Raw genomic sequence first — 12,865 nt, forward strand, 5'->3', positions numbered from 1 at the left:
GCATGTTACAGGCTCCGCCGCTCGAAATAGCCAACAGAAGGTAAAGTCAGCGCTCGCCAGGCAGGAGCCTGGTGTGTTTGCGAAGCCCTGAGCCACAAACCGTCCTGGCAAATCAGTTGTTCGGCCGGCAATTTCAGCAACAGATCCAGGGCGAGCGCGTGCAGTGAACCCTGATCATCATCGTCTTCGGCTTCCCAGTCTCGCTCGAAACAGCGTACATGCACGTACTTCTCATCGAACCCCTCGAACAGCGGGCGGTTGCCCAGCCATTGGGAGTGCACCCGTAACGTGTGTTCCTGGATATCGAGTAGCAGCAGCTGCCAGCCCCGGTAGTTTCCGCAGAGCTCTGTCGCATCCGTAGCCATACGGGTCAGGGCGAGGTAGCGGCCGTCCGCTGACCAGACCATCGAGGGGGCCAGATCGCTCAAGGCGCAGCCAGAAGCCGTCAGTAGATAACCGCCGAGTCGCGGCGTATTGGGCCGCACCCAACTGTCTGCATATTCTGTCTCGCTGCCGAACAACCAGGCGGCGTCCTGATGATCGGGGGCGGGCTGGATGAAGTCGCCGTCGGCGTTGGCTACTTGCGGACAATCCACTTGGCGCCAGGGCGCAACGCGGTAGAGTTGTGAGTCGGTCAGTTGCAGCTCAACCGTGTCGTAGAACAGCCGGTAGCGTCCGTTGGGGTGAAAGAACGCAGGGTCGCTGCCGATTGGCGGCGCCGGAATGTTAAAGCGTTGCAGTGCGCTGCTTTCCAGGCCCTCGTCCAGCGCGCCGGCAACGACGGCCAGGCTCAGGCGGCCATCGCGAAAATCGAGGATTCGGGCCGTCCACATTTCAGGGCCCTCCCACAGGCGTTGGTGTTCCACGTCGACCACCACCGCACGTGTGGCTAAAGGCATCGAATCTGTGAATGGCAACAACGCCAGATAGCGCCCGCAATCGCAGACGCGATGATCCATCAACCAGCGTCCCGGTAATTTCCAGTCGCCGATTTCGCAGCGGTAGGTCCCAAGGCCGTCATGGTTGTCAGCCAGCCAGACCAGATGGGCACGGACACCGTCCTGCATCGGCTGCGTCTCGATGAACGAGTCGCCTCGCCGGCCCAGGCTGTCCAGGGGCATTGCGATACTCATGCGGGTCAACTGAAACTCAGCGACTTGCACACGCCCTTCGGCGTCGTGGCCTGCCTGGATTTCGGTGTCGCTGTGGATGCTGTCGAGGCGATAACCATGGCGGCCGCTGCTGGGCCGTGGATAGTCGAGGTACGAGGCGATACGCACATGCTGCTCGTCAAGGCTCAACAATTCATGCCAATAGAAAGAGGGCTCCGCGTCGCTTTTCACCCAGGGAGAGGGGAGGGCTCGCCAGCCGCCGTCGGCGCGCCACAACCAGTAGCGGTCGCCCTCCGGATGACCGGTTTGCTCCTGGGCCTGACACACCAGGGCGCGCTGGTCAGTGCTCCATATCACCGGTGTATCGGCTGCCATCGTCAGGCCGGACGGCTGTTCATTGATGCTGACCGTATAGCGCGGTGAACTCAGTGGCTCCAACGGCTGGGGCAGGTCGCGGAAAGTCGTGGGCAACGATAGCTCGCCCCGCAGACATTGCAGGCCATCCGCGGAGCGTCGTTCGAAAGTTTGCGGAATATGTTCTGGATACCAACCGGGCTCCAGCCACAGATCGACGACCGGCACCAGATCGACGACGTTGGCCGTTTGTAACAGCTCATCGAGCCGGCCCTGACGTGCGCTGTTATCCACCAGCGGACTGTGGCGGCCGCTCAACCCGTTGAGGTCCAGCGTATCCAGTTCCCAGAACTCGCTGTTTTCGCAGCGGTATACTCGGCGCTGTTGGCGATCGAGCAGCACCAGTCCCCAGCTCTGTCGGGACGGCACAGGCGCGGCGAAATACCGTCCGTCATCAGAAAACACGGCAGAAGAACCCAGGCCTTGCAGAAGCACGCCATCGGGGAACAGAAAGTCGCAATAGGTCGGGCCACCCATTGCGATTTCCCCATGATTGAACACTCTGATCGGCTCGCCTTCAGGGGTCTGTTGCGGCTCGGATCCACCCCAGGCGCTGGGCCCATTGACAGGATCCGTAACCAGGCCAAGACGCCGCTCCCATTTGCTGACACATGCGAGCCCGCCAACAATGGCGACAATTGCCACCAGGATGCCCCACCATTCGGGCAATGCCCTGCCCAGGCTGAATCCCAGGCCAAACACAGCGCCGATCATCAACCGGGCACAGCCCCGTCCCACCGATAGAAAGCCCAGCCGCGCCGCAAGTCCCATCAACAGGCCGAAGAACAGTACCGTCAGTAAAGCCAGCGGGGGTGGCAGCACCGTGACGAAAAAGGCGGGCACCAGCAGGATGCCGAGCTGCCAGAACAAGTCGAGGAACAGGCGGGGGAGGCTGGGGGTAGGGCTGGCGATGATGGGCGTCTCGTTGAGGATGGGTGCAACAGATCGAAGAAGTGAAGCGGCTACCCTCTCAGAAACGCGAAAGCCGCGCAATGCGCGGCTTTCAAGTTGGTGGGCCCACACGGACTCGAACCGTGGACCAAAGGATTATGAGTCCTCTGCTCTAACCGACTGAGCTATAGGCCCTCAGTAGGCCGCGGATTATAGCGACGGTTTCTCGGCTGTGCTATCCGAAAAATCCGATACGGTCATACGCAGAAACGTCGCGGCGAACTCTTCGGCGCACAGAGGAAGGCTGACGATGTAGCCCTGGATCTGTTCGCAGCCTTCCTCGGTCAGGAATTGCTGCTGGGCCAGGGTTTCGACGCCTTCAGCGATGATGGAGAACTGCATGCTGCGGCCCAGGGCAATGATTGCTCGTACGATGGCCACATCGTGGGGGTCGTCGGGCAGGCCGCGGACGAAGGACTGGTCGATCTTGAGAATGTCCAGTGGCAGGCGCTTGAGGTAGCTCAGAGAGGAATAGCCCGTGCCGAAGTCGTCGATGGCCAATTGCACGCCCAGTTTTTTCAGTTGGTGCAAGACCGTCAGGGCTTCTTCGGCCTGGCTCATGATGAAGTTTTCGGTAATTTCCAGTTGCAACAAGCCGGGCTTGAGACGGTTTTCCCGCAGCAGCTGTTCGATACGCCCCAGCAGGTTGGGTTGGCGCAGCTGGGCGCCGGCGAGGTTGACGGAGAGCGGGCCGAGGCTTTCGTAGGTGCTGTTCCATTCGCACAACTGCCGGCAGGCGTGTTCGAGGACCCAATCGCCAATTTGAAGGATCATGCCGTTTTCTTCCGCCAGGGGAATGAAGTGTTCTGGCGGCACGTCGCCAAAGGTCGGGTGGTACCAGCGAATCAATGCCTCGGCGCCTACCAGTTGGTTGTCGATGAGGCTGATTTTCGGTTGGAAGGACAGCGACAGCTCGTTACGCTCGATCGCCCGTCGCAGCTCGTACTCCATGGCCACGCGCTCGCTGGCCTGGGCGGTGAGGTCGCGGGTGTAGCTCTCCACCCGGTTGCGACCCTTGGCCTTGGAGCGGTACATGGCCGCATCGGCGTTCTTGACCAGCGTGGCGACGTCGCAGCCGTCCTGGGGATAGAGGCTGGTGCCGATGCTGGCACTGATGAAGAACTCGTGCTCGCCGGCCTGGAAGGGGGCGGCGAAGCAGTTCAACAGCTTCTGGGCAATGTGTTCGGCGTCGCTGGGCTGCTGCAGCCCAGGGAGCAGGATGATGAACTCATCGCCGCCCAGGCGCGCCACGGTGTCGATGTCGCGCAACTGTTCGCGCAGGCGCACGGCAATGCCTTTGAGCAGTAGATCACCGACCGGATGCCCGAGGCTGTCATTGATGTGCTTGAAGCGGTCCAGGTCGAGGAACAGCACCGCGCCCTGGCCACCGTTTTCCTGCTGGCTGTTCAGCGCGCTGAGCAAACGGCTTTCGAACAGCGTGCGATTTGGCAGGCCGGTGAGAGGGTCGTGGTGGGCCTGGTAGTCGAGTTTGGCCTGGGCATGCTTGAGGCTGGAGATATCAGCGAAGACGGCTACGAAATGGGTGATCTGCTGCTCCCGATTGCGCACGGCGCTGATGGTGAGCCAGCTGGGGTACAGTTCGCCGTTTTTGCGCCGGTTGGAAATCTCCCCCTGCCAGTGTCCTTCCGCCGTCAGTTGGTGCCACATCGCGGCATAGAACGCGCTGTCGTGCAGGCCAGAAGCCAATAAGCGCGGCGTATGGCCCAAGGCCTCGGTTTCGCTATAGCCCGTGATCTCGGTGAAGGCGCGGTTCACGGCGCTGATGTGTTGCTGTGTATCGGTGATCAACACGCCTTCTGCCGTGCTTTCGAACACCGTGGCGGCCTGCTGCAGTTTTTCCTGCATCAGGTGGCGTTCGGTGATGTCCCGGGCGATGGTCAGCATGCAGTTCTCATTGCCGATCGGCAGTGGACGGCTGGACACCTCACACAGTCTTATCTGCCCGTCGTTGCGACGAATATGGCAACTGAAATCCCTCACGAAACCATCCCGCTGCAGCAGGTCGAGCATCTGCTTGCGTTCGTTGAGGTTGACCCAGATACCCAGGTCCAGAGTCGAGCGGTCCACCGATAGCGCGCTGTTGAAGCCAGTGATACGACTGAAACCTTCATTGACCTCAATCAGCAGGCCGTCGCTCTGGCGGGACAGCAACAGGCCGTCGGGTGAGGCATGGAAGGCCTTGGCGAATTTCTCCTCGGAAATCTGCAGTTGTTGCTGGGTTTGCTTGAGCTGGCTGATGTCACGCACCACCACGACCAGGGCCGGCGTCGTGTCGAGATCGAAGGGTTCGGCAGAGATCAGGCCGGTGAACACCTGACCGTTGCTGCGGCGAAAGGGCATTTCCAGGTTGCGGATACTACCGGCTTGCAAGCGCTGCAGCAGGCTCGGCCCGACGCCCTGGATGCCCCAGATGTTCAGTTCGGTCGCGGTCTGGCCCACGACGTCTTCGGCGCTCAGGCCGATCTGTTCCTCAAAGGCTTTGTTGACCTCCAGCAGGCATCCGTCCATTAAGCGCGCAATGACCAGGATGTCCGGGCACTGCCGGAACACCGATGCGAATTTCTGCTCCGAGAAACGCAGCGCTTCCTCGGTGCGTTTGGCTTCACTGATGTCAATCATCAGCCCGCGCATCACGGGCTCATGACCGTGCTGGATCAGGCTGACAATGTCACGTACCCACAGGCAACGGCCATCGGCGGTAATCACCCGGTAATCAATGCAATGGTCACGGCCGGCGTGTATTTCCTGATCGCAATAAGTCTGGGCGCGGATCAGGTCGGCCGGATGAATGATGTTGCGCCAGAAGCCCGGAATCAGCCAATGGGCCAAGGGATAGCCGAGCAAGTCTTCGGCATGGGGCGACACGTAGCTGTAAGTGTAATCACTGACCCTGGCTTCCCAGGCAATCGCCGAAAGGCTTTCCACCAGTCCGCGGTAGTGGTATTCGCTGCTGCGCAGCTCCTGTTCCAAATCGACCCGGCGGGCAATCTCCGAGCTAAGGCGACGGTTGATGCGAATCACCACCGCCAGGATGCCAATCAGGATAAATAAACCGGGCAGACCATAGAACAGAAGATCCGACCAGAGTTGCCGATAATCCCGTACGTTGCCGATCCACTTTTCCTGGATTTCACTGATCTCGGCCAGGCTCATGTCCGCGATGACTTTATCCAGGATAGTGACGAGTATCTTTTCGTCGCGAGGTACGGCCATTGCCAGCTGATAGCGATAAGGCGTTTCGCCACTGACGTAGAGTCCTTCCAATTTGAGCTGGCGCAGGCTCCAGACACTGGATGCCAGGTCGCCCACCACGGCATCCACTTGGTCAGTCGCCAAGGCTTGCAGGGCTGAGCTGACGTTGGGCAGTGCCACCAGGTTCAGGTCAGGATGATGATTGCGTAGCAACTCATGGGGGGCATAGTTCTCCACGACAGCGATTTTCAGCCCATACAGGTCTTGAAGATTATGAGGTTGGGCTCTGCCTTGGTGGGCCAGAATGACAATCGGGAAGTCGAGATAGGGGCGCGTGAACGCCAGGTAATTTTGGCGTTCGGGGGTGGACATGATACCCGGCAGCAAATCGATCTTGCCCTGGGCCACCTGTTCCAACACCGCGGTCCAGCTGACTGGCTCAATAGGGGTCAGCGTGATAGCCAGCCGTTCGCGAATGACATCGACGTAATCAGCAGCCAGCCCTTGATAGCGGCCCTGATCGTCGCGAAATTCGAATGGCGGCCATGAGGCATCGACGCCCAGACGCAGGTTGGGATGGGCCTTGAGCCAGCCCAACTCTTCGTCGGTGAGCGTCAACGCGCCAGCCGTTGCGGTCCAGGTCAATAATGACAGCAAGAGCATGGCCGTCAGTCTGGGCATCACGGTCTCGTCATGAATCTGGGAGGATGTTTCGAGTGTAGACGGGCAACGGGGCGGGAGCGTCGCGAAGGGGATTTTATCTGCACATAAAGAAACCCCCGGCCAGGCCGGGGGTTTTAAGGGTCACTCGTCGAGGAAGGAGCGCAGGTGCTCGCTTCGCGTCGGGTGGCGCAATTTGCGTAACGCCTTTGCTTCGATCTGACGAATCCGTTCACGGGTCACGTCGAACTGCTTACCGACTTCTTCGAGCGTGTGGTCGGTGTTCATGTCGATCCCGAAGCGCATGCGCAAGACCTTGGCTTCACGGGCAGTGAGGCCGGAAAGTACCTCGCGAGTCGCTTCCTTGAGGCTCTCGACAGTGGCGACATCGATCGGCGACTGCATGGTGGAGTCTTCGATGAAGTCACCCAGATGGGAATCTTCGTCGTCACCGATTGGCGTTTCCATGGAGATCGGTTCTTTGGCGATCTTCAACACCTTGCGGATCTTGTCCTCAGGCATTTCCATGCGTTCGCCCAGCTCTTCCGGAGTCGGTTCGCGACCCATTTCCTGCAACATCTGCCGGGAAATGCGGTTGAGCTTGTTGATCGTCTCGATCATGTGCACCGGAATACGGATGGTGCGTGCCTGGTCGGCGATCGAGCGGGTGATTGCCTGACGGATCCACCAGGTGGCGTAGGTCGAGAACTTGTAGCCACGACGGTATTCGAACTTGTCCACCGCTTTCATCAAGCCGATGTTGCCTTCCTGGATCAGGTCGAGGAATTGCAGACCACGGTTGGTGTATTTCTTGGCGATGGAGATCACCAGGCGCAGGTTCGCTTCGACCATCTCTTTCTTCGCGCGGCGGGCCTTGGCCTCACCGATCGACATGCGACGGTTGATGTCCTTGATCTCGGCAATGCTCAGGCCGGTCTCGGTTTCCAGCGCGCTGAGTTTCTGCTGGCAACGAATGATGTCCGGCTGCAGGCGAGCAATGGCTTCAGCGTATTTGGTCTTGCCCTTGGCCAGTGCATCGCTCCAGCTTTCGTCGACTTCGTGGCCAGGGAACTGACGCAGGAAGTCAGCGCGCGGCATACGGGCGTCGCGAACACACAGTTGCATGATTGCGCGCTCTTGCTGACGCAGGCGATCCAGGGCGCTGCGAACACGCTCGACCAAGCCTTCGAACTGCTTGGGCACCAGCTTGATCGGCATGAACAGCTCGGCCAGCGCCAACAGTTCGGCAATCGCCTGCTTGTTGTCACGTCCGTGCTTTTTCAGGGCCTTGCGGGTGATTTCCATCTGCTCGGCCACGGCGCCGAAACGCTGTGCGGCGATGATCGGGTCCGGACCGCTTTCGGCCTCTTCCTCGTCTTCGCTGGCTTCTGCGTCTTCGTCGTCGCTGTCGTCGTCAGCCTTGTCGGCTTTCGTGTCCAGAGGCGGCGGTACTTCGGCAGCAGGCGGCGTGGTGCCGTCATCCGGGTCGATATAACCGCTCAGGACGTCGGACAGGCGACCACCTTCGGTGGTGACGCGAGTGTATTCGGAGAGAATATGGTCAACCGTGCCAGGGAAGTGCGCGATTGCGCTCATCACTTCACGGATGCCTTCTTCAATACGCTTGGCGATTTCGATTTCGCCTTCACGCGTGAGGAGTTCTACCGTCCCCATTTCCCGCATGTACATGCGCACGGGGTCGGTGGTGCGACCAATGTCGGTCTCGACCGCCGCCAACGCTGCTGCCGCTTCTTCCGCGGCCGCCTCGTCGGTATCGGCGTCGGCCAGCATAAGGGCATCCTTATCTGGCGCAACCTCGAATACGTTGATCCCCATGTCGTTGATCATGCGGATGATGTCTTCCACCTGTTCCGGATCTGAAATATCCTCCGGCAGGTGGTCGTTGACCTCCGCGTAAGTCAGGTAGCCCTGCTCACGACCCAATAGGATCAACTCTTTGATACGAGACTGCTGTTGCGCTTTTCCGGACATAACACCCTATCCACTGAAGGTCTTGGCGGGCAAAAAACAAGCCGAGGATTATACCTGAGCTGTGACCTCACGCGCCAGTTGAGGTCGGGTTTGATGCGCAAACATTGCGGCTAAGTAAGTCGCGCAATTGGTTTTTCTCTTCGCTGGTCAGCTCACTCTGGCGAGCTTTTCGCAGAAGTTGTTCAAGGTTTCGCTCGCGTTGGCGGGCGGACAAGCTAGTAATGGTGTCGAAAAACTGTTGTTCAAGGTTGTCTCCATCAATCAGCCACTCCTTTTCGGCCAGGGCCTTCAACAGGCGTCCCTGCTCGGTGCCGTGCCACCGTGCGATCAGCTGGAAGGAGTTTAGCCGGGGGTTCTTCTGCACGGCTTCGAGGAGCGCGACCAGTAACTGCGTATTGCTATGGTCCTCGGCGGCGAAGTGCCCCGCGTCCTCGACCTTTTCGGCCAGTTGCGGGTGATGCAGCAAGGTCCGCAGGGCGGCCAGTGTTGGAGGTTCGACGGCGGCCGGCACGCGTGGGGCACGTGGCTGGTCGCGATCGCCGCGCTTGCCGTTTTTGTCCCAGGGTTTCTTGTCCCATTTCTTGCCGCCGCCGTTTTTTTTCGGCGTCCATTCCTGCTGCGGCGCGTAGTCCTGTTGAGGTTGATGATAGTCGGCGAAATCCGGCATCGCGTCGTAATCGATACCTGGGTCGTAAGCCGGTGGGGCTTCCTGCGGGGCGCTGTGAGCCATCTGACTGACGGCCTCGCTGCTGAGCCCGGTGATTTCGGTCAGGCGCTGGCGCATCAGTGTGCGCAGGTTGGCGCCGGGCACCTTGTCGATCAGTGGTGCCGCGAGCGTGACCATGTGGGCCTTGCCTTCGAGGGAGCGTGGGTCGGCTTCTTCGGTCAACTGCTGGAAAAAATAATCGGCCAGAGGTTGCGCGTGCTGGTTGATCCGCGCACGGAACGCATCGGTACCTTCGGAGCGTACCAAGGTGTCCGGATCCTCGCCCTCGGGCAGGAATAGAAAGCGCGCCCGGCGGCCATCCTGCAGACTCGATAACGTCGCCTCCAGTGCGCGCCAGGCTGCATTGCGCCCGGCCTGGTCGCCGTCGAAGCAAAACAGCACGCTGGGCACCACGCGAAAGAGGCGCTTCATGTGTTCTTCGCTGGTGGCCGTGCCCAGGGTCGCCACGGCATTGCGCAGACCTTGCTGGGCCAGGGCGATAACGTCCATGTAGCCTTCGACGACGATGATCTCGTCAAGGTTGCGGTTGTTCTTGCGCGCCTCGTACAGGCCGTAGAGCTCCTGGCCTTTATGGAATACGGGAGTTTCCGGTGAGTTCAGGTACTTGGGTTTGTCGTCCCCCAGGACTCGACCGCCGAAGGCAATGATTCGCCCGCGGGTGTCACGGATCGGGAACATTACCCGGTCGCGGAAGCGGTCGTAGCGCTTGCCGGTCTCGGCATTCTCAATCAGCAGACCAGCGTCGATCATGGCGCGCTGCTGAAGCGTATCGCTGCTCAAGTGCTTGTAAAGGTTGTCCCAGCCGGGCGGGGCGAAGCCGAGGCCGAAGTCTCGGGCTATTTCGCCAGTCAGGCCGCGGCCCTTGAGGTAGTCAACGGCTGCCTTGCGGGCTGGGTGGCTTTTGAGGGCTTGGCGATAAAAGTCGGCCGCCGCGGCCAGCAAGGGGTAGAGCGGGGAGTCGGTCGGTTGGCGCGGCTTGCGTGCCCGCCCGCTTTCCTCTCTGGGGATTTCCATGCCGGCGGCTTTCGCCAGCTCTTCAACAGCCTGAGGGAACTCCAGGTTGTCGTGGTCCATGATAAAGCCGAGGGCGTTGCCGCCAGCGCCACAGCCGAAGCAATAGTAAAACTGCTTGTCGGGGCTGACGCTGAAAGATGGAGTCTTTTCCTTGTGGAACGGGCAGCAGGCCGTGTAGTTCTTGCCGGCTTTCTTCAGTTGCAGGCGAGAACTGACCACGTCGACGATGTCGGTGCGGTTCAGGAGGTCGTCAATAAAGCTCTGGGGAATCAACCCGGCCATGGCGTTCTCGTCATCACTGCGTGAAATAGGGCCCCGAAATCAGCAGGCGTAACCGGTTCCTGATCTTGAGGCACTGTTGAAGCGGTGGCTCGACCGGGTCATCTGCGTCATTGCTGTCGGGAAGTGTATCTGCCGATAATCCACTGACGTTAATTACTGTCAGTATTCGACGGTCTGAAAATGTTGCGCTGAGTCCGGTAACGGCCGGTCAGGCCTCGGATAGCTCGTGGAGCGGGCACGCATGCAGGTGCCTTGGGCTGATCGTCGTTAGAGGAATCAGGGTGTGCTCGTCAGTAGCCTTGGAAGGCTCGTCAGAAGAGACGTGCACCGCTGGCAGAAGAGCCAGGTCTGACGCGGTAAAGCAGTTGTCTCGGTCGCGTCTGCGGCTTCGACGATGAAGCATCAAGCGTTATTCCGCAAATGCCATAAGCCCGGCTTGAGGGCCGGGCTTGGCAGAAGCTTGCTACGAACGTCTGTGTATCAGTACAGACGTACGGCGCGGCGCTGTTCGCGCTGGACTTTCTTGGCGTGACGCTTAACAGCGGCTGCTGCCTTGCGCTTACGCTCGGAAGTCGGCTTCTCGTAGAATTCGCGGCTACGAACTTCAGCCAGAACACCGGCTTTTTCGCAGGAGCGCTTGAAACGACGCAGAGCTACGTCGAAGGGTTCGTTCTCTTTTACTTTGACGGCTGGCATCCAGAGCTACCTTCATTCATTACCGGGGTCAACATCCTCGCGGCAAAAGAGCGCTTGAAGACGTCGGTTTTTAAGGGTTGCGGATGTTAACCCCTCAACGCTCGGAATGCAAAGCCTCTGATCGAAAACCGCTGGTCGGGGCACAACGCGGCGACTATTATGCGCGCCTTCGAATTCAGCCTCCACAAGGCGCAAGCCATGCTAGTACTGGGATTAGAAACGTCCTGCGACGAAACCGGCGTCGCGCTTTACGACAGCGAACGCGGCCTGTTGGCCGATGCGTTGTTCAGCCAGATCGACCTGCACCGCGCCTATGGCGGTGTGGTGCCGGAGTTGGCGTCCCGCGATCACGTCAAGCGCATGCTGCCCTTGATCCGCCAGGTCCTGGCCGATGCCGGCTGTGTGCCGACCGAGATCGATGCCATCGCCTACACCGCAGGCCCCGGCCTGGTGGGCGCCTTGCTGGTCGGGGCTTCCTGTGCCCAGGCACTGGCCTTTGCCTGGGGTATTCCGGCGTTGGGTGTGCACCACATGGAAGGCCATTTGCTTGCTCCTATGCTGGAGTCGCAGCCGCCGGAATTTCCGTTCGTCGCTTTGTTGGTTTCCGGCGGGCACACGCAATTGGTCCGGGTCGATGGCATTGGCCGATACGAGCTGTTGGGGGAGTCTCTTGATGACGCCGCCGGGGAAGCATTCGACAAAACCGCAAAAATGATGGGGCTCAACTATCCGGGCGGACCGGAAATTGCGCGGCTGGCGGCCCAAGGGGTTGAGGGGCGCTTCGTGTTCCCGCGCCCAATGTGCGACCGGCCTGGCCTGGACTTCAGTTTCAGCGGCTTGAAAACCTTCGCCCTGAATACCTGGCAGCAATGCATCGTCGCCGGGGACGACAGTGAGCAAGCCCGTTGCGACATCTCTCTGGCGTTCCAGCAAGCCGTGGTGGAGACTTTGACCATCAAGTGCAAGCGCGCCCTGAAGCAGGCCGGGCTCAAGCGCCTGGTGATCGCTGGCGGGGTGAGTGCGAACAAGGCTTTGCGAATGTCCCTGGAGAAAATGCTCGGTGACATGAAGGGCGGCGTTTATTACGCCCGACCACAATTTTGCACCGACAACGGCGCGATGATTGCCTATGCCGGCTGTCAGCGGCTCATGGCCGGCCAGCAAGAGAGCCTGGCGATCAGTGTGCAGGCACGTTGGCCCATGGAGCAGCTATCGCCGCTGTGACACGTATCTAGAAATGCCGTTCGCGTCCGGCGAACAGGTCGCGTAGATTGCCCCGGTGACGCCAGACGATCAGCGCGACAAGCGCGGTCATCGGCAGCAGAGCCTGCGGTTCCTGCCATGCCAGCAAGGGCAAGGTCAGCGGCGTGGCGATCAGTGCGGCCAGTGAGCTGGTGCGGGTCAGATAGAACATCAGTAGCCAGGCCGAGACGGCCAGCAGTGCGGCGGGTGGATAGAGTCCCAGCAGCATCCCGGCGGCGGTAGCGACCCCTTTGCCGCCCCGAAAGCGAAAGTACAGTGGAAACAGATGACCGATGACAGCGCAGACGCCGATCCAGGCCTGTTGCTGCAATGAAAGCCCTGCAAGGTTGGCGATCAGTACCGGTACAAGGCCTTTGCAGAGGTCACCGAGCAGGGTCAGGACGGCAAGCTTGCGTCCGGCCAGGCGCAGCATGTTGGTGGCGCCGGCATTGCCTGAGCCACTCGTTCGCGGATCGGGACGACCCGTCAGGCGGCTGAGCAAAATGGCGAAGGACAGCGAGCCGAGCAGGTAGGCGAGGACCGCCAGTAACCAAAACATGCT

7 protein-coding genes and 1 tRNA gene are annotated in these 12,865 nt (G+C 60.2%); 1 reads left to right on the forward strand and 7 read right to left on the reverse strand.

Translation table 11 applies throughout. The features are described from left to right. Positions 1–5: 5 nt before the first annotated feature. From AD666_RS21300 to rpsU, 6 genes are all read right to left on the reverse strand, one after another. Positions 6–2,396 carry a sulfite exporter TauE/SafE family protein gene (locus AD666_RS21300; RefSeq protein WP_305728964.1) on the reverse strand — a complete coding sequence of 797 codons (2,391 nt, stop codon included), beginning with the start codon at positions 2,394–2,396 and terminating at the stop codon, positions 6–8. Between the two features lie 139 nt (positions 2,397–2,535). Then, positions 2,536–2,612, reverse strand: a tRNA-Ile gene (locus AD666_RS21305). 15 nt (positions 2,613–2,627) lie between these two features. Then, a complete protein-coding gene (locus tag AD666_RS21310) occupies positions 2,628–6,371 on the reverse strand; it encodes a bifunctional diguanylate cyclase/phosphodiesterase (protein ID WP_053156324.1) in 3,744 nt (1,247 codons plus the stop codon). Positions 6,372–6,494: 123 nt separating this feature from the next. Then, positions 6,495–8,342, reverse strand: coding sequence for an RNA polymerase sigma factor RpoD (gene rpoD / locus AD666_RS21315; protein WP_053156327.1), 1,848 nt, complete (start codon positions 8,340–8,342; stop codon positions 6,495–6,497). A 67-nt stretch (positions 8,343–8,409) separates the two neighbouring features. Further along, positions 8,410–10,365: a DNA primase gene (gene dnaG / locus AD666_RS21320; RefSeq protein ID WP_053156330.1), complete on the reverse strand. Its 1,956-nt coding sequence runs from the start codon at positions 10,363–10,365 to the stop codon at positions 8,410–8,412. Positions 10,366–10,845: 480 nt separating this feature from the next. Continuing rightward, positions 10,846–11,061: a 30S ribosomal protein S21 gene (gene rpsU, locus AD666_RS21325; protein WP_002551877.1), complete on the reverse strand. Its 216-nt coding sequence runs from the start codon at positions 11,059–11,061 to the stop codon at positions 10,846–10,848. A gap of 198 nt (positions 11,062–11,259) precedes the next feature. Here rpsU and tsaD point away from each other — a divergent pair, with 198 nt between their 5' ends. Further along, the gene (gene tsaD / locus AD666_RS21330) at positions 11,260–12,285 is read left to right on the forward strand and encodes a tRNA (adenosine(37)-N6)-threonylcarbamoyltransferase complex transferase subunit TsaD (protein WP_053156482.1); all 1,026 of its coding nucleotides are present in this window, start codon (positions 11,260–11,262) and stop codon (positions 12,283–12,285) included. Positions 12,286–12,292: 7 nt separating this feature from the next. Here the strand turns inward: tsaD and plsY are convergent, their stop codons facing one another. Then, positions 12,293–12,862 (reverse strand): glycerol-3-phosphate 1-O-acyltransferase PlsY, encoded by a 570-nt coding sequence (gene plsY / locus AD666_RS21335; RefSeq protein ID WP_053156333.1) that lies wholly within the window; start codon positions 12,860–12,862, stop codon positions 12,293–12,295. Positions 12,863–12,865: the final 3 nt, after the last annotated feature.

This window comes from Pseudomonas sp. Pf153, from assembly GCF_001269775.1.
Taxonomy (GTDB): Bacteria; Pseudomonadota; Gammaproteobacteria; order Pseudomonadales; family Pseudomonadaceae; genus Aquipseudomonas; species Aquipseudomonas uvaldensis.